The organism is Micromonospora sp. NPDC005163 (assembly GCF_053599835.1).
Genome location: NZ_JBSFYP010000011.1, coordinates 1 through 25,270 on the forward strand (window position 1 = coordinate 1; position 25,270 = coordinate 25,270).

The following is a 25,270-nucleotide window of genomic DNA, read 5'->3' on the forward strand; positions in this document are numbered from 1 at the left end:
CGCAGCCAGGTCATCTCGTCGATGTGCGCCGGCGGGCCGACGATCTGGGTGCCCTTGTGCTCCTTGTACTTCCAGTGCGCGGCGATGCCGAACTCCGCGGTGCGGTGCATCGCGTACGTGCGGATCTGCATCTCCACCGGCTTGCCGGTAGGCCCGATGACCGTCGTGTGCAACGACTGGTACATGTTGAACTTGGGCATCGCGATGTAGTCCTTGAACCGGCCCGGCACCGGCTGCCAGTTGGCGTGGATCACGCCCAGCGCGGCGTAGCAGTCCCGAACCGTGTCGACCAGGATCCGCACGCCGACCAGGTCGTAGATGTCGTTGAAGTCGCGACCCCGCACGATCATCTTCTGGTAGATCGAGTAGAGGTGCTTCGGCCGGCCGGTGGTCTCCGCCTTGATCTTGGCGGCCTTGAGGTCGGTCTGCACCTTCTGCGTCACCTGCCGCAGCAGCGCCTCGCGCTGCGGCTGGTGCTCCCCGATCAGCCGGTTGATCTCCTCGTAGCGCTTCGGGAACAGCGTGCCGAAGGCGAGATCCTCCAGCTCCCACTTGATCGTGTTCATACCGAGCCGGTGGGCCAGCGGGGCCAGGATCTCCAGCGTCTCCTTGGCCTTCTGCTCCTGCTTAGGCCGGGGCAGGAAGGTCAGGGTGCGCATGTTGTGCAGCCGGTCGGCCAACTTGATCACCAGCACCCGCGGGTCCTTGGCCATGGCCACGACCATCTTGCGGATCGTCTCGGCCTTGGCCGCGTCGCCCAGCTTGACCTTGTCCAGCTTGGTGACGCCGTCGACCAGCAGGGCGACCTCGCCGCCGAAGTCGGCGCGCATCTGGTCGAGGGTGTATTCGGTGTCCTCGATGGTGTCGTGCAGCAGCGCGGCGACCAGCGTGGTGGTGTCCATACCGAGGTTGCCCAGGATGGTCGCCACCGCGAGCGGGTGGGTGATGTACGGGTCGCCGGACTTGCGGTACTGCCCGGAGTGCCACCGCGCGGCCGTGTCGAAGGCGCGCTGGAGCAGCCGGGCGTCGGCCTTCGGGTGGTTCTCCCGGTGGCTGGCGATGAGCGGTTCGAGCACCTCGCTGACCTGCGAGGTCTGCCACGGCGCGTTGAACCGCGCGAGCCGGGCCCGGACCCGCCGCCCGGTGGGCGCGTTGGACAGCCCGAAGCCGCCGCTGGGCAGCGGCTCGACGCCGGCGTCGGTCGGGAACGGGACCACGACCCCGTCGGCACCGGGGGACGCCTCCGCGCTCGGCACCGCCACGGTCGGACGCACCGCGCCCTCGGCCGGAGCCTTGCTGGTGCCGTTGCCGGCGCCCGTCACCCTGGTCGGCGCGTCACCGTTCCGCTCCGTCACCGAGCCGTCAGCGTCGCCTGTCGGGTGCACCGTGCCCTCCACCGGAGGGACGACATCGTGGGACACCGGCCTCCTCACCGCTCGCCGGAACGCACCGGCCGTACGTCGGCCGGCCTGGTCTCGCGCCGCCGGACGGCGTGACCGCCGGCGTCAGCAAAGGGCAATGCTACCCGCACGGACGGTCCCCTGCCGCTCCGCCGGACGGTCGGTGCCCGGTCCGTCCGACGGGCCCGGGTTCAAACGGTCAGCAGGGCATGGACGGGACGCGGGGCCAGCCGCTTGCGGGCACCCAGGAAGGCGAGCTCCAGCAGCACGGTGAAGCCGGTGACGGTCCCGCCGGCCCGCTCGACCAGATCCAGCGTCGCCTCGGCGGTGCCGCCGGTGGCCAGCACGTCGTCGACGACCAGCACCCGGTGCCCGGCGGTGAAGGCGTCCTCGTGCACTTCCAGGGTGGCTTCGCCGTACTCCAGGGCGTAGGACACCGCGTGTGCCGGGCGGGGCAACTTGCCGGCCTTGCGCACCGGCACCACGCCCACCCCGGCCGCGTACGCGACTGCCGCCGCGACGACGAACCCGCGAGCCTCGATGCCGACCACGACGTCGAAGCTGTCCCGCCCGTGGTACGCGACGATCCCGTCGGTCACCTCGCGGAACGCCTTACCGTCGGCGAACAGCGGCATCAGGTCCTTGAACATGACACCGGGCTGGGGGAAGTCGGGCACGTCCAGCACCCGGCTGGCCACCAGCCGGGCGGTCTCCGGGCCGCTGTCCCCGCGCGCCGCGGTGCTGTGGGTCTCCGTCACGGCTGTTCCGTTTCCTTCCAACGACGACGGCGTCCGGCGATGCTGCTCGCACAGCATGCCGGACGCCGTTCGGGTGTTTCCTCCCGGGTCCGCCCCGGGGCGCCGGTCAGCGCCGCTTGGCGCCACCCGGCCGGTTGCCGCCGCCACCGGGGCGACCGCCCCGGGCGCCGGTCGGCCGCTTACCCGTCGGCCGGGCGCCCACCTTGGGGGCGGCGCCGGCCAGCGCGGCGGAGTCCGGGTCGACCGGGGTCTCCGCACCGTCGGCCTGGCCCGGGCTCGGGGCACCCTTCGGCGTGATCTCGCCACGGGACAGCGCGCCCCGACGGGTCAGCACCCGCTTGTTGTGGGCCTGGATCCGCGGGTCGTAGTTCTTCAGCAGCGCCAGCAGCGGCGTGGCCACCAGGATGGAGGTCAGGAACGCCACCGCCATACCGACGAACAGCACCAGGCCGAGGTCCTTCAGCGTGCCGGCGCCGAGCAGGCCGGCGCCGATGAAGAGCAGACCACCGACGGGCAGCAGGGCGACCACCGAGGTGTTCAGCGACCGCATCAGGCTTTGGTTGACGGCCAGGTTGGCCGCCTCGCCGTACGTCTGGTTGTTGTTGGCGGTGATGCCCCGGGTGTTCTCCTGGACCTTGTCGAAGACCACCACCACGTCGTAGAGCGCGAAGCCCAGGATCGTGAGGAAACCGATGATCGTTGACGGGGTGACCTCGAAGCCGACCAGCGAGTAGATGCCGGCGGTGAGGATCAGGTTCATGAACAGCGAGGAGACGGCGGCGACCGCCATCCGCCACTCGAACCGCAGGATCAGGTAGACCATCACCAGCGCGATGAAGATGACCAGGCCGAGGACGGCCCGCTCGGTGACCTGGCTGCCCCACGCCTCGCTGACCTGGTTGCCGCTGATCTGGCCGACATCGATGCCGAGATCCTCGGCGATCTGGGCCTTGACGGCATTGGCCTGCTCGGCGGAGAGCTGCCCGGTGCGCAACTCGTAGGAGTCGCCGCCAGGGCCGCCGACCTTCTGCGCGGTGGCCACCTCGACGCCGGTGTTCTCGGCGGCGAGGGCGGAGTTGACCTCCTCCTCGGCCTGCTCCAGGGTGCCGACGCTGGCCGGCACCTGGAACGAGTTGCCGCCGGCGAACTCGATGCCGAGGCTGAACCCACGAATCGAGAAGCTGAGGATCGCGATCAGGACCAGGACCCCGGCGACGCCGAACCAGAGCTTGCGTCGACCGACGACGTTGAGACCGGCCTCGCCGTTGTAGAGGCGGCTCGCCAGACCGTTCTGAGCCATCTCAGGCCTCCTTGGCGCGCGGGTTGCGGGGTTGAGTCTGAGTCTGCTGGCTGCGGGCCGGAAGAGCCCGGCCCAGACCGCTGACCCGCGGGGACAGGAACGCCCGGGTCCGGGCGAACATCGTCATGATCGGGTGCCGGAAGAGGAAGACCACGACCAGGTCCAGCACGGTGGCCAGGCCGAGGGCGAACGCGAAGCCCTTGACCGTGCCGACCGAGACCACGTAGAGCACCACCGCGGAGAGCAGGGTGATCGCGTTGGCCGAGATGATCGTCCGGCGGGCCCGGATCCAGGCCCGGGGCACCGCGCTACGCGGACTGCGCCCCTCCCGGATCTCGTCCTTCAACCGTTCGAAGTAGATGACGAACGAGTCCGCCGCCACACCGAGCGAGACGATCATGCCGGCGATGCCGGCGAGGGTGAGCGTGAAGCCGATCTGCCGGCCGAGCACCACCAGCGCGCCGAAGACCAGCAGCGCGGAGAGGATCAGGCTCAGGAAGATCACCGAGCCGAGCAGCCGGTAGTAGAAGAACGCGTAGATGATGACCAGCAGCATGCCGATGCCGGCCGCGAGCAGACCGGCCCGCAGGTGGCTGGCACCCAGCGTGGCGGTGACGTTCTGCGACTCCTGCGGCTCGAAGGTCACCGGCAGCGCGCCGTAGCGGAGCTGGCCGGCGAGCGTGCTCGCGTCCTTCTGGGTGAAGTTGCCGGTGATCTGGGAGTTGCCGGTCAGCACGCCCTGGATCTCCGGCGAGGAGACGATCTCGTTGTCCAGCACGACGGCCACCCGGCACTTGCCGTCCTGGCCCAGCGCGGTCGCGTCGCAGGCCTGGCCCTCGTTGTTGAACGCCTCACGGGTGAGGGCGGTCCACTTGCCCTGGCCGTCGCCGGTGAAGTCCAGGCTGACCACCCAGGCGTTGGTCTGGTCGAGCACCGCGTCGGCGTCGTCCACGTCGGTGCCCAGCACCTTGGCCTGGTCGAGCAGGTACTTGGAAGCGCCGTCCTCGCAGGAGACCACCTGCTGCTTCGGGTCGGAGATCGACGCCGGCGGGCGCTTGTCGAGCTGTGCACAGCTGATCGTCGGCACGTTGAACTGTATCTGCGCCGGCAGCACCGCCACCTCCTGCGGCGACAGCGTGCCGAACGGCTTGAGCTTGTCGGCCAGCGACGGTTCGGCGGTCAGGTCGGCCGGCGCCTGCAACCCGCTGGCGGCCTGCCAGGTGGGAGCCCCGACCTTCTGCTCGACGGCCTTGCGCTGCTCCTCGATGCTGGCCGGCACCGGCTCCTCGCTGGCGCTCGGCGACGGGGTGGCGGCACTCGGCGAGGCCGAGGCCGACGGGGTCGGCGTGGCGCTGGCGCTGGCGCTGGCGCTGGGCGTCGGCGCCATCCCGCCCTGCCCGCCGCTCGGCGACGTGGTCACCTTCGGCGCGGCGCTGCCCGACGGGGTCGGCGACGCGCTGCCGGACGGGGTCGGGCTTGCGCTGCCCGAGGGGGCCGGCGTGGCGGCGGGCGGCGGCACCGCGGCCGTCCCGCTGCCGTCGGCGGCCTTGAGCACCTTGCGGAAGCGCAGCTCGGCGGCGCTGCCCACGTCGGTGAGGTCCCGGTTTTCACCGGGCAGGGAGATGACGATGTTGCGGTTGCCCTCGGTGACCACCTCGGCCTCGGCCACGCCGAACGCGTTGACCCGGCTCTCGATGATCTGGCGGGCCTCCTCGAGGTTTTCCGCCGTCGGGGGCTTGCCGTCGACGCTGTTGGTCGCCTCCAGCGTCATCCGGGTGCCGCCGATCAGGTCCAGGCCGAGCTTGGGCTCTAGCCGGTCCTTGAAGCTCCCGCTGGCGCCGCCCGCGAAGAACACCAATAGGTAGAGGACGACGAAGATGAACCCGAGCACGGCGAGCTGCCGGCCGGGCCGCATCTGTCCCTGAGGTGGTGCCACGGTTGTCCTGTCTCCCTGTACGGTCGCGCCGCTGCGCGCGGCGGCGGCGGGTGTCGGGCCGGGGGTCCCGGCCGACGGGTTTGACCTGGGCCGGCGAGGGGCCGACACGGTGGCCGTACGCGCCGGCGCGGGACGCCGACGGTCACGGGAACGTGCCGACGCCCGGCGTCGACCCAACTATCCAGTTTTCACGTCACGTCCGCTGCCCCGTCGGGCGCGGCGGCCCGAGGGCCGTGGGCCGGCCGTACGCCGGACCCGCCACCCCCGGGAGGGAGGGGTCACTCCTTGACGGTGTCCGCGTCCTCGGTGGCCGGCTCGCTCGGCAGCTCCGCGCGGGTGACCACCCGGGCGATGGCCGGCCGGGCGTACCGGGTCTGCACGCCCGGGGCGACCTCCAGCAGGACGCTGTCGTCCTCGATGCCGGTGACCGTGCCGTAGAGCCCGCCGATGGTCACGACCTCGTCGCCGGGGCCGAGGTTGGACTGCATCGACGCCGCCTCGCGGCGGCGCTTCTGCTGGGGACGGATCATCATGAAGTACATGACACCGAAGAGCAGGGCGATCATCAGGATCGGCGTGAAGCTGCCGGCCCCGCCACCCGCTGCTGCGTAATGCACGGTTACTGACCTTCCCATTGGCCACCTGCCCGGCACACGGGGTGCCGGAGCGGAGGCGGATTCTCACGTCCTGTACAGACCGCGGCGAAGTCTAATCCCTGCACCTGAGAACACCGAATGCGGTGCAGATCACGTTCACATCACGGCTGTTCGGCGTCCAACGAGAACAGATCGGGCGCCGGTGGGACATCCACCCCAAATGTACCATTCGGTGGTGTTCGGCCCAGATGCCGCCAGGCGGCCTCGGTCGCCACCCGGCCGCGCGGGGTACGGGCCAGCAGGCCGGCGCGGACCAGGAACGGCTCGCAGACCTCCTCGACCGTGTCCGGCTGCTCCCCCACCGCCACGGCGAGCGTGGACAGCCCCACCGGGCCGCCCCGGAACGAGTCGACCAGCGCGGTCAGCACCGCCCGGTCCAGCCGGTCCAGGCCGAGCGCGTCCACGTCGTACACGGTCAGCGCGGCCCGGGCCGTGCCCAGGTTGACCACGCCCTCGGCCCGCACCTCCGCGTAGTCGCGGACCCGGCGCAGCAGCCGGTTGGCGATCCGCGGGGTGCCCCGGGACCGGCCGGCGATCTCGGCCGCGCCCTCGGCGGTGATCGGCACACCGAGGATCCGCGCCGAGCGGTGCAGCAGGGTCTCCAGGTCCTTCGGGGCGTAGAAGTCCAGGTGCGCGACGAAACCGAACCGGTCCCGCATCGGCCCGGTCAACAGGCCCGACCGCGTGGTCGCCCCGACCAGCGTGAACGGCTCGACGTCCAGCGGGATGGCGGTGGCGCCCGGCCCCTTGCCGACAACCACGTCGACCCGGAAGTCCTCCATCGCGCTGTAGAGCAGCTCCTCGGCTGGCCGCGCGATCCGGTGGATCTCGTCGATGAACAGCACGTCACCCTCGGCGAGGCTGGTCAGGATGGCCGCCAGGTCGCCCGAGCGCTCGATCGCCGGGCCGCTGGTCACCCGGATGCCCGAGCCCAGCTCGGCGGCGACGATGTTGGCCAGGCTGGTCTTGCCGAGGCCGGGCGGGCCGGAAAGCAGGATGTGGTCCGGCGGGGAGCCCCGCCGCATGGCGCCCTGCAACAACAGGTCGAGCTGATCGCGGACCCGGTCCTGAGCGATGAACTCGGCCAGCCGCTTGGGCCGTACGGTGGCCTCCGCGTCCCGCTCCGCGTCGGTGACGTACGCCGAGACGAGCCCTTCGGTCTCACTCATCGGGTACGACCCAGCAGGCGGATGGCCTGCCTGAGCAGGACCGGCACGGGCGGGGTCTCGCCGTCGACGGTCTCCGCCACCGCGGCCACCGCCTGGTCGGCCTGCCCCGCCGTCCAGCCCAGCCCGACCAGCGCCTGGCGGACCTGATCGGGCCAGGCGCCGCCGGTCACCCCGCCCACGCCGTCGGCGCCGATCGACACCGGGCCGATCCGGTCGCGCAGCTCCAGCACCAGTCGCTCGGCGCCCTTCTTGCCGATCCCGGGCACCCGGGTCAGCGCGGCGGTGTCGGCGTTGGCGATCGCCTTGCGCACCGCGTCCGGGGTGTGCACGGCCAGCACCGCCTGGGCCAGCCTCGGGCCGACGCCGCTCGCGGTCTGGAGCAGCTCGAACAGCGCCTTGGCATCGTCGTCGGCGAAGCCGTAGAGGGTCAGCGAATCCTCCCGGACCACCAGGCTGGTGGCGAGCCGGGCACTCTGGCCGACCCGCAACTCGGCGATAATCCCGGGGGCGCAGTGCACGGCCAGGCCGACCCCGCCGACCTCGATCACGGCCTGGTCCGGACCCGTCGCGGTCACCGTGCCGCGCACGCTGGCGATCATCCCGCTCCTCCTCGTCGTGCCCGGTCGGCCGCCGCGGCCAGCTTGGAGCGGGTCCCGCCGCGCCACACGTGGCAGATGGCCAGGGCGAGCGCGTCGGCGGCGTCGGCCGGCTTCGGCGGCTCGGCCAGCCGCAGCAGTCGGGTCACCATGGCGGTCATCTGCGCCTTGTCGGCCTGACCGGAGCCGGTCACCGCCGCCTTCACCTCGCTCGGGGTGTACGTCTGCACCGGCAGCCCGGCGCGCGCCCCGGCCAGCACGGCGATGCCGCTGGCCTGCGCGGTGCCCATGACCGTGCGGACGTTGTGCTGGCTGAACACCCGCTCGACGGCGACGCTGTCCGGTTGATGCTCGGCCACCAACTCGGTCAGCGACCGGTCCAGGTGCAGCAGCCGCAGCGGCAGGTCGTCGGCCGGGTCGGTGTAGACCACGTAGTAGGCGATCAGGGTGCAGGGCCGGCCGGGCACGCCCTCGACCACGCCCACCCCGCACCGGGTCAACCCCGGGTCAACCCCGAGAACCCGCACGCCGCCCCCCTCCACCCGTCAGCAGTACGTGTGTTCGACACCCTACTGCCCCACCCCCAAGGGCACGGAAGAGACACGCCCGCCCCTGTCGATCATGGAGGTGTGGTGGGTCACGAAGGCCGCGAAAGCCCGCTGATCGGGCACCAGGACTCCATGATCGACGAGAGCGGCCGGGAGACCCGCCGTGCGCGGGGGGCCACACAGACTTGGTGTGGGATATGTGTTGTCGGAACATGTGCGCGGGGCCACACAGCTCGTAACTTCTTGCGCCATGACGGCAGAACCCGTGGCGGTCCCCCACGTCGTACACGTCGACCTCGCTGGTCGGACCGCCCTGGTCACCGGGGGTGGCAGCGGCATCGGGCGAGCCTGCGCCCTGCGGCTGGGCGCGGCCGGCGCCAAGGTGCTCGTGGTGGACCGCAACCTGGACGCGGCCAAGGCGGTCGCCGCCGAGGTCGGTGGCCGCGCCGAGGGCGTGGACCTGGCCGACGCCGCCGCGGTGGACCGGCTCGACGTGGACGTGGACATCGTGGTGAACAACGCCGGGCTCCAGCACGTGGCGCCCGTGCAGGACTTCCCCGTCGAGCGCTTCGAGTACATCCAGCGGGTGATGGTCGAGGCGCCGTTCCTGCTGATCCGCCGCGCGCTACCGCACATGTACGCGCGTGGCTGGGGCCGGATCGTCAACATCTCCTCCGTGCACGGGCTGCGAGCGTCGCCGTACAAGGCGGCCTACGTCTCGGCGAAGCACGCGCTGGAGGGATTGTCGAAGGTGGTGGCGCTGGAGGGTGCCGCGCACGGCGTGACCGCCAACTGCATCAACCCGGCGTACGTGCGCACCGCCCTGGTGGAGAGCCAGATCGCCGACCAGGCGGCCAGCCACGGCATCCCGGAGGCCGAGGTGATCGAGAAGATCATGTTGGCCCGGGCCGCGATCAAGCGGCTGATCGAACCGGAGGAGGTGGCGGAGCTGCTGGCGTACCTCTGCTCACCGCCGGCGGCGTTCATCACCGGCGCGTCGATCGCGCTCGACGGGGGCTGGACGGCCAACTAGTGGGCCCGAGCACAATGTCGACCATGTCGTCGCCGGTGGAGTTCCTGGAACTGCTCGCCCGTGAGGCCGCGGCGGTCGAGTTCGAGGGACCGCTGGTGGCCGCGCGGGCCGCCGGGCTGCCCGCCGACCGGCTGGCCGAGCTGGAGCAGGCGAAGACGGTGGCGCTGCGGGTCCGCGCGCTGCTGGAGCGCCGGCGCCGCCGGGAGACCGAGCTGTCCGGCCTGTACGACACGGTCAGCGACCTGGCCGGGCTGCGCGACCTGGACGACGTGCTGCGGGCGATCGTGCACCGGGCCCGCAACCTGCTCGGCGCCGACGTGGCCTACATGACGCTCAACGACGACGAGCACGGCGACACCTACATGCGGGTGACCGACGGTTCGGTCTCGGCCCGCTTCCAGCGACTGCGGCTGCCGATGGGCGCCGGCCTCGGCGGACTGGTGGCCCAGTCCGGCGCGCCGTACGTCACCGCCAACTACGGCGAGGACGAGCGCTTCCACCACACCGGGGAGATCGACGCCGGGGTCGGCGAGGAGGGCCTGGTGGCGATCCTCGGGGTGCCCCTGCGGCTCGGCTCCACCTCGATCGGGGTGCTGTACTCGGCGAACCGCTCGGCCCGGCCGTTCGCCCGGGAGGAGGTGGCGCTGCTGGTCTCCCTCGCCGCGCACGCCGCCGTGGCGATCGACACCGCTCGGCTGCTCGCCGAGACCCGCTCGGCGCTGGCGGAGCTGTCGGCGGCGAACACCACCATCCGGGCGCACAGCAGCTCGGTGGAGCGGGCCGCGGCGGCGCACGACCGGATGACCGCGCTGGTGCTGCGCGGCGGCGGGGTGGAGGACGTGGCGGCCGCGGTGACCGAGGTGCTGGACGGGGCGCTGCTGGCACTGGACGCCGAGGGGCGGCTGCTGGCCCGGGTCGGTGAGATCGAGGAGCCGGATCGCGCGGACATCGTCGAGGCGGTGGCCGCGTCCCGGACGGAGGGGCGCAGCGTGCGCCGGGGCCCGCTCTGGTACGCGGCGGTGGTGGCGGGCGCGGAGAACCTCGGCGCCCTGGTGCTGCGCCCGGACGACGAGCTGGTCGACGCCGACCAGCGGATTCTGGAGCGGGCCGCGCTGGTGACCGCTCTGCTGCTGTTGTTCCGGCGCACCGTGGCGGAGGCGGAGGGGCGGGTCCGCGGTGAGCTGCTGGATGATCTGATCGCCCGGCCGCTGCGGGACACCGACGCGCTGCGCAGTCGGGCCCGCCGCCTCGGGGTCGATTTGGACGCCCCGCACGTGCTGGTGGCGGTGGGCGACGACGCGATCGCGGCTACCGGCTCAGCCCGGCAGCGGGTGCTCTCCTGGGCCACGACGTACGCCTCGGCGCGGGGCGGGCTGGCGGCGGCGCGCGACGGTCGGGTGGTGCTGATGCTGCCCGGGCGGGACGCCGGTGGCAGCGCCCGTGCGGTGGCCCGGGACCTGTCCCGGGTGACCGGTCGGCCGGTGACCGCCGGGGCGAGCGGCCCGTCGGCCGGGCCGGCGACCCTCGCGGGCGCGTTCCACGAGGCGGATCGCTGCCTCACCGCCCTGGGCGCGTTGGGTCGCTCCGGTCAGGGGGCGAGCACGGCGGAGCTGGGCTTCGTCGGGCTGCTGTTGGGCACGGTCGGTGACCGGGGCGAGAAGGACGTGGCCCAGTTCCTCACCGCCACCGTCGGGCCGGTGCTCGACTACGACGCCCGGCGGGGCACGGCGCTGGTGAAGACGCTGGAGGCGTACTTCGGGGTGGGCGGCAGCCTGGCCCGGGCCGCCGAGCAGCTGCACGTGCACGTCAACACGGTGACCCAGCGGTTGGAGCGGGTCGGTCAGCTGCTCGGCGCCGACTGGCAGCGGCCCGAGCGGGCGCTGGAGGTGCAGTTGGCGCTGCGCCTGCACCGGCTGCGCACCCCGGCCGGCTGACCACCGGCCGGGTACGGGTCAGCGGGCGCGGATGCCCTCCAGCACCGCGTCGACGACCGGCTCCGGCAGGGCCCGCTCGTCCAGCTCCGGGTTCCAGCGCAGCACCCGTTGGATCAGCATCGGCCCGGTGAGGAGCGCCATGGTCACCTCCAGGTCGATGTCCGGCCGGAGCAGACCCTCGCTGATACCCCGCCGCAACACCTCGCGCATCAGCTGCCGGCGCGGGGCGATGATGTTCTGGTAGAGCTGGAACTGGTCGGGGCTGCGATTCACCGCGGGCACCAGGCAGGGCATGATCTTCGCCGCTCGCGGGTCGACGTTCTTCCCGATCGCGCCGACGAGCAGCACCAGGTCGTCCCGGACGGAGTGCCCCTCGGGCTGCGGCAGGATGCCCTTGAGCCGGCGCAGCGCGTCCAGCAGCAACGCGTCCTTGCCGGCCCAGCGGCGGTAGATGGTGGCCTTGCCGACCCCGGCGCGGGCGGCGATCGCCTCGATCGAGAGCGCCTCGATGGTGCTGCCCTCGGCGAGCAGGTCGAGGGTGGCCTCGATGATCGCCTCATCGGCGCGGAGGCTCCGCGGTCGCCCGGGCGACCGCGGAGCATCGGCAGTGGACGTCATGTCGGACATTGTCCCCGAACCTAGGCTGTCCCGGCCAACTCGGGCTCGGCGACCGGCGCCGCCGGCGCGTCCGCCACGGCCTCCCGGCCGGGCATCCAGCGCAGCACCACCACGATCCCGAGCGCGGCGACCACCGCGGAGAGCGCCGCCGCCCAGTGCATGGCGGTGACGAAGGCGTCGTTGGCCGCCGAGATCAGCGCCGGCCCCGCGGGCCCGAGCTGCCCGGCCGCCGCGTACGCCCCGGAGATCGACTCGTTCGCCGCGTCACGGGCCTGCGCGGGCAGGCCGGTCAGCGCGCCGTCCACGTCGGCCCGGTAGACCGCGGAGAGCACCGAGCCGAGAACCGCCACGCCGAGCGCGCCGGCCACCTGGCGGACGGTGTTGCTCACCGCGGAGCCCACGCCGGCCTTCTCCCGGGGCAGCGCCGACATGATCGACTCGGTGGCCGGCGGCATGATGTTGGCCATTCCGACGCCCTGGAAGAAGAAGACGACCAGCACGATCCAGATCGGGGTGGACGCGTCGACGAAGGCGAACGCGGCGAGCGCCGCCGTGGTCAGCGCCAGCCCGACGGTGGCGACCGCCCGGCCGCCGTAGCGGCGGACCATGGCGGCGCTGCGCGGCGCGAAGATCAGCTGGGCGCCGGCGAAGGGCAGGAAGAGCAGACCGGTCTGCAGCGGGCTGTAGTCGCGTACCAGTTGCAGGTAGAACGAGCTGAAGAACATCACGCCCATCGCGGCGAAGAACACCAGGCCGACGATGGCCACCGGCGCGGCGAACCGGGGCAGGCGGAACAGCCGGACGTCCAGCGACGGGTGGTCGCTGCGCCGCTCGTGCTCCACGAACCAGGCGAGCACCGCCAGGCCGACGACGATCGAACCCCAGGCCACCGGGCGGCCGAAGCCGTGCTCGCCGCCGTCGATGATGCCGTAGGAGAGGGCGACCAGGCCGACCACGGAGAGCAGGACGCCGAGCAGGTCGACCCGGCCCGGGCGCGGGTCGCGCGACTCGGGCACCAGCAGGGCGACCAGGATGACGCCGGCGACCACAACCGGCACGTTGATCAGGAAGACCGAGCCCCACCAGAAGTGCTCCAGCAGCGCGCCGCCGAGGATCGGACCGATCGCCACCGCGAGCCCGACCGCGCCGGCCCAGACGCCGATCGCCCGGCCACGCTCGCGCGGGTCGAAGACGTTGGAGATGATCGACAGCGTCACCGGCATGATGGCCGCGCCGCCGACCCCCATCAGGGCGCGGGCCGCGATCAGCTGTGCCGGGTCCTGGGCGTACGCGGAGAGCAGCGACGCCAGGCCGAACAGCGCCAGCCCGATCATCAGGAAGCGCTTGCGGCCGGCGCGGTCACCGAGCACCCCGAAGGTGAACAGCAGCCCGGCGAAGACCAGCGTGTAGGAGTTGATGGACCACTCCAGCTCGCCCTGGCTGGCGCCGAGGCCGTGCACCGGGTCGGCCAGGGTGCGTAGGGCGACGTTGAGGATCGTGTTGTCGAGGACGACGACGAGGAGGCTGATCACCAGCACCCCCAGGATCGCCCACCTCCTCGGATGTCCGGTGTTCTCGTGCAGCTCCATGCCCGGTTCTCCCCCCGGTTTCACCGGCCGCGCAATACGATACGGGCCAGACTCGTAACTCCGGTCAGAGTACTGGCGGCATTAACGATACGGAACCGATCCGTATCGTATGTGGCCGGCGTCACGTCGTCCCGGTCCCGGTCCCGGTCTGACCCGTGGGGCACCCCCCCCCGCCGCCTTTGCTCTGCTTCAACCCGCGCAACGGTTTCGGGCGGTGAGTGTTGCGTCGGTTGAAGCAGAGCAAAGGCGGACCCGGCACCGGTCGCCCTCGCGCCGGCCACCCCGCGGGGGCCGGCCACCCCGCGGGGGCCGGCCACACCGCGGGGGCCGGTTAGCCGCCGAGGTCAGCATGGTCGCGGGGCGGCCAGGCAGGCGGCGACGGCGGCGGGCAGCGTACGCAGGCGCGTCGCCGGCGCGGCGAGCGGCTCGATCCAACCGGGCCCGGCGCCGTACACCCGCAGCAGCGGGAAATCCCGGGCGAAGCGCACGAGGCGGTACGCGCGGCCGGTGACCGGCGTCTGCGACCAGAGCACGACGATGCTCGGGCGGGCCCGGTACACGGCGCTGGTCAGTGCGGTCCACGGCAGGGCGGGGCCGAGGTGCAGGCAGCCGCGACCGTGCTCGCGCAGCGCGGCGGCGAGCGCGTGCAGGCCGAGGCAGTGCGCCTCCCGCTCGGCCCCGGCGAGCAGCACGCCGCCGGTGGGCAGCGACCGCCCCGGCTCCCGCCGGTACACGTCCAGCCCGACCCGCACGCCCGCACAGAGGGCGTGCTCGACGGCGATCTCGGCGGCGGTACGCCCCGGCAGCCGGGCCAGCAGCGGCTGGCAGACCTGCTGCCAGAGCGCCGGTACACCCCACTCCCCGGCCAGCTCCAGCAACAACGTGGCGACCCGGTTGCCGTCCAGGTCCTCGGCCGCCAGCGTGACCCGCTTGTGCGCGGTCTCCACGGCCTCCGCCGGCATCGGATCGGTCAGCACCAGACGTACCCCCGGGTAGGTGTTCGCTACCCTGGGGTACGCCACGAGGGCGCGCGGCGGATGCGCCGGCGCGGAGATCTACCGGCGGCGCGCCATCAGCCGGCGGGCCAGCGCGGCGGCGCTGCCCCAGATGCCGCGCCGGAACAGCACCACGACGAGGACGAAGATGCCCCCGGTGACCAGGCCGATCGCCTCAAACCCGGAGAACGACAGCCAGTCCTCCAGACGGACCACGATCCCGGCGCCCAGCACCCCGCCCCAGAGGGTGCCGATCCCGCCGAGCACCACCACGATGACCGCCTTGCCGGAGGTGGTCCAGTGCAGCACGTCCAGCGAGACGAACCGGTGGCCCACCGCGAACAGTCCGCCGCCGAGGCCGGCGATGAACCCGGAGAGCACGAACGCGGTGAGCTTGTAGCGGTGCACCGGATAGCCCAGCGCCCGCGCGCGGGCCGGATTGTCGCGGATGCCGACCAGCACCCGACCGAACGGCGAGTGCACGATCCGCCAGGCCGCGGCCAGCCCGAGCAGCACGATCGGCAGGATCGCGTAATAGAAGTAGTAGTCGTCGGTGAGGTCCCAGCCGAACAGCGCGCGGGGCACCCCCTGGAGGCCGTTCTCGCCCTGCGTCACCGAGCGCCACTCGTTGGCGACGTAGTAGACCATCTGCGCGAAGGCCAGCGTCACCATGGCGAAGTAGATGCCGGTCCGCTTGACCGCCAGGTAGCCGATCGGCACCGCCAGCACGGCCGCGGCCAGCGCCCCGGCCAGCACCGCCAGGGGGAACGGCAGGCCGGCGTGGATCGCCACCAACCCGGTGACGTACGCCGAGGTGCCCCAGAACGCGGCGTGCCCGAACGACATCAGCCCGGTGAAGCCGAGCAGCAGGTCCACCGCGACGGCGAACAACGCCCAGCAGAGGATGTCCACCGCGACCGCCGGATAGAGGCCGTTGGGCAGCCACGCAGCGACGGCCAGCCCGACGGCGAGCAGCGCGTACCGCACCCAGCCGGGGGCACGGGCCACGGTGACCAGCCCGGACGGCGGCGCCGCCCGGGGCGCGTCGGCCGGAGTGTCCACGGTGCTGGTCATGCCGGCGCCTCCTCACGGCCGAACAGGCCGGCCGGGCGCCAGAGCAGCACCGCGGCCATCACGATGAAGACGATCGTCTGGGACACGATCGGGAAGTTCGACAGGTACGCCTCGCCCCACGCCTGGACCAGGCCGATGCCGAAGCCGGCGGCGACCGACCCGAAGATGGACCCCAGCCCACCGATCACCACGACCGCGAAGACCACGATGATCAGGTCGGCGCCCATCAGCGGGTTGACCGCGCGCATCGGCGCGGCCAGCACACCGGCCAGCCCGGCCAGCCCGATGCCGAAGCCGAAGACCGGGGTCACCCAGCGCCCGACGTCGATACCGAACGCGCGGGTCAGGTCGGGCCGCTCGGTGGACGCGCGGACCACCATGCCGATCCGGGTCCGGGTGAGCACCCACCACACGGCGACGCAGAGCAGCACCGCGAAGCCGAGGATGAACACCCGGTAGGTCGGGAAGTCGAACAGCCCGAAGTTGACCGTCCCGCTCAACAGCGACGGGGTTTCGTACGGGCTGGACTGCACGCCGTAGCGCAGCTTCACCAGGTCCTGCAGGATCAGCGTCAGGCCGAAGGTGAGCAGGAAGTTGTAGAGCGGGTCGAGTCGGGTCAGGCGGTGGATCACCGCCCGCTCCAGGGCCATGCCCAGCAGACCCAGCCCCACCGGCATGATCACCAGGGCCGCCCAGAACGGCACGCCCGCCTCGGTGAGCAGCACGTACGCGCCGAACGCGCCGAGCATGTAGAACGCGCCGTGGGCGAAGTTGACCACCCGCAGCATGCCGAAGATGACCGCGAGCCCGAGGGCGAGCAGGGCGTAGAACGCCCCGCTCACCAACCCGTTGAACGTGTTCTGCGCGAATCCGCTCACAGCGTCACACGCTCACAGCTTGCAGTCCGCCGACGGCGCGCGGAACGCCTCCGCGGCGGGGATCGTCTTGAGCACCTTGACGTAGTCCCACGGCTCGGTCACCTCGGACTGCGGCTTCACCTGGGCCAGGTACGCGTCGTGCACCACCCGGTGGTCCTCGGCGCGGATCTTGCCGTTGCGCAGGAAGACGTCCTCGACCGTCTTGCCCTCCAGACCCTTGACGACGGCGTCCGCGTCGTCGGTGCCGGCCGCCTGCACCGCCTCCAGGTACTGCAGGGCGGCGGAGTAGTTGGCCGCGTGCGCGAACGTCGGCCGGGTGCCGGACTTCTGCTGGAACCGGTCGGCGAACTCCCGGTTCTTCGCGTCGAAGTTCCAGTACCAGGCGTCGGTGTACGTGGTGCCGGCCAGCGCGGCCGGCGTCAGCGAGTGGATGTCGGTGAGGAACATCAGCCCCACCGCCAGGCCGACGCCCTTGTCGCGCAGCTTGAACTCGTTGTACTGCTTCACCACGTTGACCAGTTCCGCGCCGGCCTGCATGGTGCCCAGCACGTCCGGCTTCGGGTTCAGGTTCGGCGCCTTGAGCAGGAAGGTGGAGAAGTCGCCGCTGGTGTTCGGGAACGGCGCGCCGTCCTTGCCGACGACCTTCCCGCCGGCCGCGGTGATCGCGGTGGAGAAGCTCTTCTCCATGTCCTGACCGAAGGCGTAGTTCGGGTACAGGATGTACCAGTTCTTGCCGATCTGCTCGGTCGTGGTCTTCCCGGTGCCGTTGGCCAGCATGTACGTGTCGTAGGCGTAGTGGAAGGTGTACTTGTTGCAGCTCTTGCCGGTCAGGTCGGTGGTCGCCGCCCCGATGTTGAAGTAGAGCTTCTTCTTCTCCTTCGCCACGTCGGCGACCTTCAGCGCCGCCGACGAGGTGGGCACGTCCAGGATCAGGTCGACGCCCTTGCGGTCGTACATCTCCTGGGCCTTGGAGTTGGCCACGTCCGGCTTGTTCTGGTGGTCGGCGGTCTCCACGGTGATGTCCTTGGTCACCGCCTTGTCGCCGTACTTGGCGGTGAAGTCGGCGATGGCCATCTCCACCGCCGTGACCGAGTTCTTCCCGGACAACTCCGAGTACGCCCCGGACTGGTCGTTGAGCACGCCCAGCACGATCTTGTCGCCGGTCAGCTTCTGGTCGCCGCCCGACTGGGGTCCACCGCCGCCGCAACCGGCGACCAGCACCACCGCGGCCGACGCCGCAGCCACACCCACCGTCCTCCGCATGCCCACTCCATCCATTCCGCGCCTCATCGCGCGGGTCGTCGTTGAGAGAAAAATCAGATTCCGAGGTACGCCAGCAGCTCGCGTTCCCGCGAGCGCACCTCGGAGTTGTCCATCGCCTCGGCGACGCGTCCCTCGGCCAGCAGGTAGTGCCGGTCGGCGACGCCGGTGGCGAAGTGCAGGTTCTGTTCGACCAGCAGCACGGTCACCCCGTGCCGTTTGGCTTCCCGCAGCAGGTCACCGACCTGCTGCACCAACAGTGGAGAGAGCCCCTCGGTGGGCTCGTCGCAGAGCAGCAGCCGGGCGCCCATCCGCAGCACCCGGGCCAGCGCGAGCATCTGCTGCTCGCCGCCGGAGAGCATGGTGGCCGCGGAGTCACGCCGGGTGTAGAGGGCGGGGAACGCCTCGTACACCCGCTCCAGCGACCACGGGTCCGGGCCGGCCCGGGGCGGCAGGGTGAGGTTCTCGGTCACGGTCAGCGTGGCGTAGCTGCCCCGGTCGTCGGGCACCCAGCCCAGCCCGAGCCAGGCCCGCCGGTGCGCCGGCAGCTTCCCGACGTCCCGCCCGTCCAGCTCGACCGTGCCGCGCTGGCCGGAGTGCAGCCCCATCACGCAGCGCAGCAGGGTGGACTTGCCGGCGCCGTTGCGCCCGACGAGGGTGACCACCTCGCCGGCGGCGACGTCCAGGCTGACGTCCCGCAGCACCTGCGCCTCGCCGTACCAGGCGGACAGGTTCTCAATGCGCAGCATCAGCGGCTCCCAGGTAGGCGGTGATCACACGCTCGTCCGCGCGGACCTGCTCGTACGGGCCCTCGACGAGGACCTTGCCGGCCTGGAGCACGGTGACGGTGTCGGCGAGCCGGCCGACCACGCTCATGTTGTGCTCGACCATCACCACGGTCCGGCCCTGGCGGACCCGGCCGATCAGCTCGACGGTGCGGTCGACGTCTTCGAGGCCCATCCCGGCGGTCGGCTCGTCGAGCAGCAGCACCTTCGGGTCCAGCGCCAGGGCGATGGCCAGTTCCAGGGCGCGCTTGCGGCCGTACGCCAGCGCCTCGGAGGGGGCGTCCGCCAACTCGGCCAACCCCACCATGGCCAGCAGTTCGTCGGCGCGCCCGGTGTAGCGGCCCATCAGCTTCGCGGACCGCCAGAACCGCCAGCCCAACCCGCTGGACGACTGCAGCGCCAGCGCGACGTGCTCACGTGCGGACAACTGCGGGAAGAGGCTGGTGATCTGGAACGAGCGGGCCACGCCGAGCCGGGCGACCTGCTCCGGGGGCAGCCCGGTGACGTCCCGCCCGGCCAGCTCGATCCGCCCGCCGCTGGGCCGCAGGAAGCCGGTGAGCAGGTTGAACAGGGTGGTCTTGCCGGCGCCGTTGGGGCCGACCAGCGCGTGCACACTCTCCGGCGCGACGTCGAGATCGACGTCGTCGACCGCCCGGAAGCCCCGGAAGTCTCGGGTCAGCCCACGGGCCGACAGGAGCGCTTGCCCGGCCATCGCCTCATCCTCCGCAGGGTCGCGGCGACGTCCGATCGGTGACCGTGGTCACAGGGCCGTCGCGTGGAGGAAACCTACGGCCGGTCCTGCGAGTCGAGCCATGTCGATGGCATCCATATTCGGCCGGCAGGAGACGTGCTGAAACCCCACTCCCCGACGTCACCAACTTGACCGAGCCCCCTAGGTTGATGATCCACACAGCCCAGCGAAAGGCCCCCGACCCATGCCTGTCGGCTTCACCATGGCGATCGTCTTCGCCGTCGCCCTGGCGGTCTGCGCCGTCCTGGCGCTCGTCGCCCCGAGAACCGCCGTGAAGCGGACGGCCGCCCTCGCGGCGCTCGGCTGCCTCGCCCTCACGCTGCTGATCGGCGTCGCCTCCAGCGCCCACTCCGTACCGATCCGCTCGGTCGGCATCGTCACCAGCTTCGGCAAGCCCACCGGTGAGGTGACCGGCTCGGGCCTGAAGTGGGTGGCGCCCTGGCAGAAGGTCGGCGAGTGGGACGCGGGCCGGCAGAAGTACGACCACATCGGCGGCAACAACTGCGTACGGGTCCGCACCGGCACGCTCGCCGACGCCTGCGTCGAGGTGCTCATCGAGTGGCAGGTCAAGCCGGAGAACGCGCCGAAGCAGTTCATGGACTACAAGGGGGACTTCACCAGCTTCCGTGGCCAGAGGGTGGGCGTGCAGCTCGACAGCGCGGTCAACGACGCGTTCGCGGCGTACAACCCGCTGGAGAAGATCGACGCCCAGACCGGCGACCTGAACGTCGACCTGAAGCCCTTCGCGGCGAACATCAAGACCAGCGCGGAGACCCGGCTCGCCGCCGACGTCGACATCCTCTCGGTGACCATCACCCGGGTGAACCACGACGAGAAGACCGAGGGCAACATCAAGGCGTTCCAGGACAAGCTGGCCCAGACCCGCAACCTGGAGCAGGACCGCAAGAACGCCGAGATCTCCAAGCAGATCACCGAGACCAACGCGAAGGTCGACAAGGTGACCCGCTGCCTGGAGATCGCCGAGAAGAACGGGGCCAACCCGGGACTCTGCATCAACCCGGGCATCGTCACCGGCAAGTGACCGGGACCGGCCCACCCGCTCCGGGTGGGCCGGGTCACCCGGCGATCGTCACGCGGCGACGGCGTACTCCGGCAGGGTCAACCCGTCGGCCCGGCTGAAGACGAGCCTGGTCGTGAGCGCCCGCAACGGGCGGGAGGTCATCGCCCGCATGGACGCGTCGCGCAGCCGGATCGCGGTCCGTGTCGCCGGCAGGAAGCCGGAGACGCCTCCGCCTGGTAGATCCTGGCCGCGCGCCACGTGCGCCCGCAGCGTCTCCTCGTAGCGGCGGTACGCGATCACGTGGTCACCCCGGGCCGCCGCCAGCTCACCGGCGAGCACGTACGCCCCGACCAGGGACAGGCTGGTTCCCTGCCCGGTCAGCGGGGACGGGCACCAGGCGGCGTCGCCGAGCAGCGCCACCCGCCCGGTGCTCCAGGTGTCCATCCGCACCTGCCCGTAGGAGTCGAAATAGAAGTCGGGGGCGTCGGGCATCGCGGCCAGCAGTTCCCCGGTCCGCCAGCCGACGTCGGCGAAGCGCTCGGTGAGGAGTCGCTGCTGGGCGTTCCGGTCCCGGCGGTCCAGGTCGAGCGGTGGGGAGACGAAGCTGAACAGCGCGCTGGTCGTGCCGTGCCGGGTCGGACGGGTGCCCACCACCCGACCGCCCGGAGCGTTGTGCAGCTCGAACCAGCCCGTCTCGTTCCGGTACGGGGTCGTGAAGTAGGCCAGGTAGGCCCCGAGCGGCCGGACGTACGCCGACTCGGGGCCGAAGGCCAGAGCCCGGGTACGCGAGTGCGAGCCGTCCGCCCCGACGACCAGGCCCACGGTCCGCGGGGCGGATCGCGCGAAGGTGAGCCGCACCCCGTCCCCGGTCTGGGTGAGTGTCTCAATCGAGTCGTCGAAGATGTACTCCACGTCGGCGCGGGTCTCCTCGTACAGCAGACGGGCCAGGTCGCCGCGCTCGATCTCGATGTCGGCGACGATGCCCTCGCCGCCGAAGGCGTGCACCGGCATCCGGTAACGCGTCCGACCCCGCGCGTCGACGCCCGCCATGCCCTGCTCCCGGACGCACTCGGCCCGGATCCGGGCGGTGAGCCCCATCCGGTCGACGACCTCCCGGGCGGTCCCCCGCACGTCCACCGCCTGCCCGCCGGGGCGGAGCCCGGTCGCCCGCTCCACGACGGTGACGGCGAAGCCGTTCCGGCGCAGCCAGAAGGCCAGCGCGGGGCCGGCCACACCGGCGCCGGAGATGAGTACGGTCCTGTCGTCCATCGCACCGCTCCTGAGATCGAGCTTTACACCGTCAACCCAGCCGTCACCGCGGCTCGGACGGGAGGTCGTCCCGCGCAGCGAACGGTAGTTACACAGGGATCCATGCGCTCGGCCCGACCTAGTACGCTGCGCCAGGGAGAGCCGCCGGGCGCGGCACGTACTAGTACGCTGCACCGGAGGTGCGCCATGACCGGTTCCGAGCCGCCGTACCGGCTGATCGCCGCGGAGATCCGCCGCCGGGTCGACCTCGGGGAGCTGCGTCCGGGCGATCGGGTGCCGTCGGCCCGGCAGCTCACCCGCGAGCACGGGGTGGCCATCGCCACCGCCACCAAGGTCCTCGCACTGCTGCGCGACGAGGGTCTGGTGCTGACCCGACCGGGCGCGGGCACGGTGGTGGCCCCGGCCCGCGCGGCGGTGCCGCAGGTGCGCCGGAGCGGTGCCGGCGCGGAGCCGAACCTGACCCGGGAGCGGCTGATCCGGGCCGCGATCGCCTGGGCCGACGCGGACGGCCTGGCTGCCGTGTCGATGCGGCAGATCGCCGCCGAGCTGGGCGTGTCCACGATGTCGCTCTACCGGCACGTGCGCGGCCGGGACGAGCTGATCCTGACCATGGCCGACACGGTTCTGGCCAACGCGCCGCTGCCGGCCGTTCCGCCGGCCGGGTGGCGGGCCCAGCTGGAGCTGCTGGGCCGAGCGCAGTGGGCGACCTACCGGCGGCACCGCTGGCTGCCGCACGCCATCTCGATCGCCCGTCCGCAGGTGCTGCCCCACGCCATGGCGCACACCGAGTGGGGCCTGCGGGCCACCGCCGGCCTGGGCCTCGACCGGCACGTGCGCTGGCACGTCGCCATCGCCCTGTTGGCGTACGTCCGCGGAATCGCGACGAACCTGGAGATGCGGGCGCAGGCGGAGCAGGACACCGGCCTCACCGACGACGAGTGGGTGGACCGTCAGGTGGCCACGTTCCAGCACGCGATCACGAGCCGCGGCTACTCCACGATGGCCGCGCTCACGGACGAGGGCGACCTGGACCTCGACCTGGAGAGCGTCTTCGAGTTCGGCCTGCGGCGGCTCCTCGACGGCTACGCCGCGCTGATCGAGCAGCCGCCGCAGGCCGACCCTCAGCTCAGTCCGGGAAGCTGACCACCCAGCGGGCGCCCTCGCCCCGGGCGAGCCGGTCGAACGCGGCCGGCGCCTCGTCGAGGGTGACCACCCCGCTGACCAGCGGTGCCAGGTCGAGCGTGCCGTCGAGCGCGGCCCGGGCCAGCTCGGGCACCTCCCGATCCGGGTCGGACGAGCCGTACACCGAGGAGCGCAGGGTCCGGGCGGAGTGGAAGATGTCGAGCGCGCCGAGGCTGACGATGTCGTCCTTCGCGCCCATGCCGACCACGGTCACCGCTCCCCCGCGCCGGGTGAGCCGCCAGGCCGCCCGGATGGTGGCGGCGCGGCCGACGCACTCGAAGGCGTGGTCGACGCCCCGGCCCTCGGTGCGTGCCCGTACCTCCTTGGAGAGCCGGTCGTCGGAGAGCAGGAAGTCGGTCGCGCCGGCGGCGAGCGCCAGGTCGCGCTTGGCCTCGGCGATGTCGATGGCGAGGATCGACGTGGCGCCGGCCCGGCGGGCGGCGGTGAGCACGGCGAGCCCGACCCCACCGAGCCCGATCACCGCCACCGACTCGCCGGGAGCCACCCGGGCGGTGTTGCCGACCGCGCCTATGCCGGTGAGCACCGCGCAGCCGAGCAGCGCGGCCTGCTCGGGCGGCAGCCCGCCGGGGATGGCGATGACGGCGCTCTCGGGCACCACCACCGCCTCGGCGAGCGCGCCGAGGCCGAGGGTCAGGTGCAGTCCGGTGCCGTCGTCGGTCTCGCCGCGCGCCACCGTCGGGGCGGTGTTCGCGGCGCAGAGCCACGGCTCGTCGTGCTGACACCACCAGCAGGCCCGGCACGCGGGCGCCCAGTTGAGGGCCACCGGCGTGCCGACCGCCAATCGGGTGTTCGGCCCGGCCTCGGCCACCACCCCGGTCGCCTCGTGCCCGAGCACCAGCGGGAACCTCGCGGCCAGGGTGCCGTTCACCATGGACAGGTCCGAGTGGCAGACGCCGGCCGCGGTGATCGTCACCCGCAGGTCGCCGGGGCCGGGCGCGGGCAGGCGTACCCGCTCGACCCGCAGCTCGGCGCCGGCCCCTCGCGCGACCAGCGCGCGGACGGTGACCGGCCCGGCCGGGGCCGGCTCGGGGCTCATCGCTGGATCGCCTTCAGCTCGCTGAACTCGGCCAGCCCGTGCACACCCAACTCCCGGCCGAGGCCGGACTGTTTGTAACCGCCGAACGGGGCGAGCGGGTTGAACGGCGCTCCGTTGATGTCGACCGCGCCGGTACGCAGCCGCCGGGCCACTGCGAGCGCCGCGTCGGTGTCGGCGGACCACACCGCGCCGGCCAGCCCGTACTTCGAGTTGTTGGCGATGGCCACCGCCTCGTCGGTGTCGGCGAACGGGATGACGGCGAGCACCGGGCCGAAGACCTCCTCCTGGGCGAGCGCGCTGTCCGGGTGCACGTCAGCGAAGACGGTCGGGGCGACGTAGTGTCCCTGGGCCGGCACCGGGGCGTCCGGGCCACCGGCGACCAGCCGGGCCCCGTCGGCGAGAGCCCGGTCGACGTGGCCGCGGACGCGCTCGGCCTGGGCGGCGGAGACCAGCGGGCCGAGCCGGGTCGCCGGGTCGAACGGGTCGCCGAGGCGGTAGCCGGCGACGGCGGCGGCGACCAGGTCGAGGGCCTCGGCGTACCGGTCGCGGTGCACCAGCATCCGGGTCCACGCGGTGCAGGTCTGGCCGGAGTTGATCAGGGCGTTGCCGACGCCGACCTTGACCGCGGCGGCCAGGTCGGCGTCGGGGAGGATCACGTTGGCGGACTTGCCGCCCAGCTCCAGCGCGACCCGGGCGATGCGGTCGGCGGCGAGCCGCATGATCCGGGCGCCGGTGGCGGTGGAGCCGGTGAACGAGACCAGGTCGACGTCGGGGTGCCCGGCGAGCGCCTCGCCGACCACCGGGCCGGTGCCGGGGACCAGGTTGAGCACACCCGGCGGCAGCCCGGCCTCGGTGACCGCGTCGAAGAGCAGGTACGCGGTCAGCGGGGTCAGCTCGCTGGGCTTGAGCACCACCGTGCAGCCGGCGGCCAGCGCGGGTGCCAGCTTCGCCATCACCTGGTGCAGCGGGTAGTTCCACGGGGTGATGGCGCCGACGACGCCGATCGGCTCGCGGACGACGAGGGAGTTGCCGATGCTCTCCTCGATTGGTGGTCGGGCGGCGAGCGCGATGTGGTCGCGCAGCACGATCAGCGGCAGCCCGACGTGCACCCGGGTGGCGAGCTTGAGCGGGGCGCCCAGCTCCACCGCGATGGTGCGGGCGAGGTCGTCGGCGCGCGCGGCGAGCGCGGTGTGCAGCCGGTCGAGGTGAGCGGAGCGCTCGGCGGCGGTGGCGGCCGACCAGCCGGGGAAGGCGGCGCGCGCCGCGGCCACGGCCCGGTCCACATCGGCCGGCGTGCCGGCGGGCACCTGCCCGACCAGCTCGCCGGTGCTCGGGGTCTCCACTGCGATCACCTCGCCGGCGGTGGACTCGGTCCACTGGCCGGCGATGTGCAGGTGGCGCCGGAGGCGCAGGGCGTCGGGCAGCAGCTGCGACGGCGCGGCGGCGAGGTCCATGTCGTCC

General features: G+C 72.3%; 23 protein-coding genes. 4 read left to right on the forward strand and 19 right to left on the reverse strand.

Features of this window, described 5'->3' with window-relative positions; all coding sequences use genetic code 11:
* The 8 genes from ACWD6N_RS10465 to ruvC form a co-directional block, all read right to left on the reverse strand.
* Positions 1-1,421: RelA/SpoT family protein (locus tag ACWD6N_RS10465; protein ID WP_449941798.1), on the reverse strand; the 1,421-nt coding region annotated here is incomplete at its 3' end.
* Positions 1,422-1,591: 170 nt separating this feature from the next.
* The gene (locus ACWD6N_RS10470; protein WP_354964204.1) at positions 1,592-2,158 is read right to left on the reverse strand and encodes an adenine phosphoribosyltransferase; all 567 of its coding nucleotides are present in this window, start codon (positions 2,156-2,158) and stop codon (positions 1,592-1,594) included.
* Positions 2,159-2,264: 106 nt separating this feature from the next.
* A complete protein-coding gene (gene secF, locus ACWD6N_RS10475; protein WP_354964203.1) occupies positions 2,265-3,458 on the reverse strand; it encodes a protein translocase subunit SecF in 1,194 nt (397 codons plus the stop codon).
* Position 3,459: 1 nt separating this feature from the next.
* Positions 3,460-5,394, reverse strand: coding sequence for a protein translocase subunit SecD (gene secD / locus ACWD6N_RS10480; protein ID WP_450004675.1), 1,935 nt, complete (start codon positions 5,392-5,394; stop codon positions 3,460-3,462).
* A gap of 278 nt (positions 5,395-5,672) precedes the next feature.
* On the reverse strand, positions 5,673-6,029 hold the full coding sequence (yajC, locus tag ACWD6N_RS10485; RefSeq protein ID WP_354964201.1) for a preprotein translocase subunit YajC: 357 nt from the start codon (positions 6,027-6,029) through the stop codon (positions 5,673-5,675).
* A 122-nt stretch (positions 6,030-6,151) separates the two neighbouring features.
* On the reverse strand, positions 6,152-7,219 hold the full coding sequence (gene ruvB, locus ACWD6N_RS10490; RefSeq protein ID WP_354964200.1) for a Holliday junction branch migration DNA helicase RuvB: 1,068 nt from the start codon (positions 7,217-7,219) through the stop codon (positions 6,152-6,154).
* Positions 7,216-7,818, reverse strand: coding sequence for a Holliday junction branch migration protein RuvA (gene ruvA / locus ACWD6N_RS10495; RefSeq protein WP_354964199.1), 603 nt, complete (start codon positions 7,816-7,818; stop codon positions 7,216-7,218). Before ruvA ends, ruvB begins: the two co-directional genes overlap by 4 nt.
* Entirely contained in the window at positions 7,815-8,342 is a 528-nt protein-coding gene (ruvC, locus tag ACWD6N_RS10500) for a crossover junction endodeoxyribonuclease RuvC (protein WP_354964198.1), read from the reverse strand. The genes ruvA and ruvC overlap by 4 nt, the downstream gene beginning before the upstream one ends.
* Before the next feature lie 271 nt (positions 8,343-8,613).
* Between ruvC and ACWD6N_RS10505 the strand changes: the two genes are divergently transcribed.
* Both ACWD6N_RS10505 and ACWD6N_RS10510 read left to right on the forward strand, forming a co-directional pair.
* Positions 8,614-9,396 carry a 3-hydroxybutyrate dehydrogenase gene (locus ACWD6N_RS10505; protein WP_354964197.1) on the forward strand — a complete coding sequence of 261 codons (783 nt, stop codon included), beginning with the start codon at positions 8,614-8,616 and terminating at the stop codon, positions 9,394-9,396.
* A gap of 14 nt (positions 9,397-9,410) precedes the next feature.
* Positions 9,411-11,330, forward strand: a complete 1,920-nt coding sequence (locus ACWD6N_RS10510) for a helix-turn-helix domain-containing protein (RefSeq protein WP_354964196.1) — start codon at positions 9,411-9,413, stop codon at positions 11,328-11,330.
* A gap of 18 nt (positions 11,331-11,348) precedes the next feature.
* Here ACWD6N_RS10510 and ACWD6N_RS10515 read toward each other — a convergent pair whose 3' ends face one another.
* The 8 genes from ACWD6N_RS10515 to ACWD6N_RS10550 all read right to left on the reverse strand — a co-directional run bounded on the left by ACWD6N_RS10515 (position 11,349) and on the right by ACWD6N_RS10550 (position 19,241).
* Complete coding sequence (locus ACWD6N_RS10515; RefSeq protein WP_354964195.1) at positions 11,349-11,957, reverse strand: TetR/AcrR family transcriptional regulator; 609 nt, start codon at positions 11,955-11,957, stop codon at positions 11,349-11,351.
* An 11-nt stretch (positions 11,958-11,968) separates the two neighbouring features.
* A complete protein-coding gene (locus ACWD6N_RS10520; protein ID WP_354964194.1) occupies positions 11,969-13,537 on the reverse strand; it encodes a DHA2 family efflux MFS transporter permease subunit in 1,569 nt (522 codons plus the stop codon).
* A 344-nt stretch (positions 13,538-13,881) separates the two neighbouring features.
* Positions 13,882-14,514: a transcriptional regulator gene (locus ACWD6N_RS10525; protein WP_354964193.1), complete on the reverse strand. Its 633-nt coding sequence runs from the start codon at positions 14,512-14,514 to the stop codon at positions 13,882-13,884.
* A gap of 78 nt (positions 14,515-14,592) precedes the next feature.
* A complete protein-coding gene (locus ACWD6N_RS10530) occupies positions 14,593-15,606 on the reverse strand; it encodes a branched-chain amino acid ABC transporter permease (protein ID WP_354964192.1) in 1,014 nt (337 codons plus the stop codon).
* On the reverse strand, positions 15,603-16,484 hold the full coding sequence (locus tag ACWD6N_RS10535; RefSeq protein WP_121654462.1) for a branched-chain amino acid ABC transporter permease: 882 nt from the start codon (positions 16,482-16,484) through the stop codon (positions 15,603-15,605). Before ACWD6N_RS10535 ends, ACWD6N_RS10530 begins: the two co-directional genes overlap by 4 nt.
* 12 nt (positions 16,485-16,496) lie before the next feature.
* On the reverse strand, positions 16,497-17,747 hold the full coding sequence (locus ACWD6N_RS10540) for an ABC transporter substrate-binding protein (protein ID WP_354964191.1): 1,251 nt from the start codon (positions 17,745-17,747) through the stop codon (positions 16,497-16,499).
* Between the two features lie 53 nt (positions 17,748-17,800).
* Positions 17,801-18,493, reverse strand: coding sequence for an ABC transporter ATP-binding protein (locus ACWD6N_RS10545; RefSeq protein ID WP_354964190.1), 693 nt, complete (start codon positions 18,491-18,493; stop codon positions 17,801-17,803).
* A complete protein-coding gene (locus tag ACWD6N_RS10550) occupies positions 18,480-19,241 on the reverse strand; it encodes an ABC transporter ATP-binding protein (RefSeq protein WP_354964189.1) in 762 nt (253 codons plus the stop codon). Before ACWD6N_RS10550 ends, ACWD6N_RS10545 begins: the two co-directional genes overlap by 14 nt.
* 223 nt (positions 19,242-19,464) lie before the next feature.
* On the opposite strand from ACWD6N_RS10550, the gene ACWD6N_RS10555 reads away from it, so the two are divergent.
* Positions 19,465-20,322, forward strand: a complete 858-nt coding sequence (locus ACWD6N_RS10555) for an SPFH domain-containing protein (RefSeq protein ID WP_354964188.1) — start codon at positions 19,465-19,467, stop codon at positions 20,320-20,322.
* A gap of 48 nt (positions 20,323-20,370) precedes the next feature.
* Here the strand turns inward: ACWD6N_RS10555 and ACWD6N_RS10560 are convergent, their stop codons facing one another.
* Positions 20,371-21,570 carry an FAD-dependent monooxygenase gene (locus ACWD6N_RS10560; protein WP_387325716.1) on the reverse strand — a complete coding sequence of 400 codons (1,200 nt, stop codon included), beginning with the start codon at positions 21,568-21,570 and terminating at the stop codon, positions 20,371-20,373.
* A gap of 186 nt (positions 21,571-21,756) precedes the next feature.
* Between ACWD6N_RS10560 and ACWD6N_RS10565 the strand changes: the two genes are divergently transcribed.
* Positions 21,757-22,713: a TetR/AcrR family transcriptional regulator C-terminal domain-containing protein gene (locus tag ACWD6N_RS10565; RefSeq protein ID WP_354964186.1), complete on the forward strand. Its 957-nt coding sequence runs from the start codon at positions 21,757-21,759 to the stop codon at positions 22,711-22,713.
* Here the strand turns inward: ACWD6N_RS10565 and ACWD6N_RS10570 are convergent.
* Positions 22,697-23,809: a zinc-binding dehydrogenase gene (locus tag ACWD6N_RS10570; RefSeq protein WP_354964185.1), complete on the reverse strand. Its 1,113-nt coding sequence runs from the start codon at positions 23,807-23,809 to the stop codon at positions 22,697-22,699. The genes ACWD6N_RS10565 and ACWD6N_RS10570 overlap by 17 nt on opposite strands.
* The gene (locus ACWD6N_RS10575; protein WP_387325719.1) at positions 23,806-25,263 is read right to left on the reverse strand and encodes an aldehyde dehydrogenase family protein; all 1,458 of its coding nucleotides are present in this window, start codon (positions 25,261-25,263) and stop codon (positions 23,806-23,808) included. The genes ACWD6N_RS10570 and ACWD6N_RS10575 overlap by 4 nt, the downstream gene beginning before the upstream one ends.
* Positions 25,264-25,270 lie beyond the last annotated feature (7 nt).

Excerpts from the sequence above, each read along its gene's own strand:
- ACWD6N_RS10515 (WP_354964195.1), bottom strand. The coding sequence starts at position 11,957 with ATGTCCGACATGACGTCCACTGCCGATGCTCCGCGGTCGCCCGGGCGA.
- ruvB (WP_354964200.1), bottom strand. The coding sequence starts at position 7,219 with ATGAGTGAGACCGAAGGGCTCGTCTCGGCGTACGTCACCGACGCGGAG.
- ruvA (WP_354964199.1), bottom strand. The coding sequence starts at position 7,818 with ATGATCGCCAGCGTGCGCGGCACGGTGACCGCGACGGGTCCGGACCAG.
- ACWD6N_RS10540 (WP_354964191.1), bottom strand. The coding sequence starts at position 17,747 with ATGCGGAGGACGGTGGGTGTGGCTGCGGCGTCGGCCGCGGTGGTGCTG.
- ACWD6N_RS10550 (WP_354964189.1), bottom strand. The coding sequence starts at position 19,241 with ATGGCCGGGCAAGCGCTCCTGTCGGCCCGTGGGCTGACCCGAGACTTC.
- ACWD6N_RS10565 (WP_354964186.1), top strand. The coding sequence starts at position 21,757 with ATGACCGGTTCCGAGCCGCCGTACCGGCTGATCGCCGCGGAGATCCGC.
- yajC (WP_354964201.1), bottom strand. The coding sequence starts at position 6,029 with ATGGGAAGGTCAGTAACCGTGCATTACGCAGCAGCGGGTGGCGGGGCC.
- ACWD6N_RS10555 (WP_354964188.1), top strand. The coding sequence starts at position 19,465 with ATGCCTGTCGGCTTCACCATGGCGATCGTCTTCGCCGTCGCCCTGGCG.
- ACWD6N_RS10520 (WP_354964194.1), bottom strand. The coding sequence starts at position 13,537 with ATGGAGCTGCACGAGAACACCGGACATCCGAGGAGGTGGGCGATCCTG.
- ACWD6N_RS10530 (WP_354964192.1), bottom strand. The coding sequence starts at position 15,606 with ATGACCAGCACCGTGGACACTCCGGCCGACGCGCCCCGGGCGGCGCCG.
- ACWD6N_RS10560 (WP_387325716.1), bottom strand. The coding sequence starts at position 21,570 with ATGGACGACAGGACCGTACTCATCTCCGGCGCCGGTGTGGCCGGCCCC.
- ACWD6N_RS10510 (WP_354964196.1), top strand. The coding sequence starts at position 9,411 with ATGTCGACCATGTCGTCGCCGGTGGAGTTCCTGGAACTGCTCGCCCGT.
- ACWD6N_RS10575 (WP_387325719.1), bottom strand. The coding sequence starts at position 25,263 with ATGGACCTCGCCGCCGCGCCGTCGCAGCTGCTGCCCGACGCCCTGCGC.
- ACWD6N_RS10570 (WP_354964185.1), bottom strand. The coding sequence starts at position 23,809 with ATGAGCCCCGAGCCGGCCCCGGCCGGGCCGGTCACCGTCCGCGCGCTG.
- ACWD6N_RS10545 (WP_354964190.1), bottom strand. The coding sequence starts at position 18,493 with ATGCTGCGCATTGAGAACCTGTCCGCCTGGTACGGCGAGGCGCAGGTG.
- secF (WP_354964203.1), bottom strand. The coding sequence starts at position 3,458 with ATGGCTCAGAACGGTCTGGCGAGCCGCCTCTACAACGGCGAGGCCGGT.
- ACWD6N_RS10505 (WP_354964197.1), top strand. The coding sequence starts at position 8,614 with ATGACGGCAGAACCCGTGGCGGTCCCCCACGTCGTACACGTCGACCTC.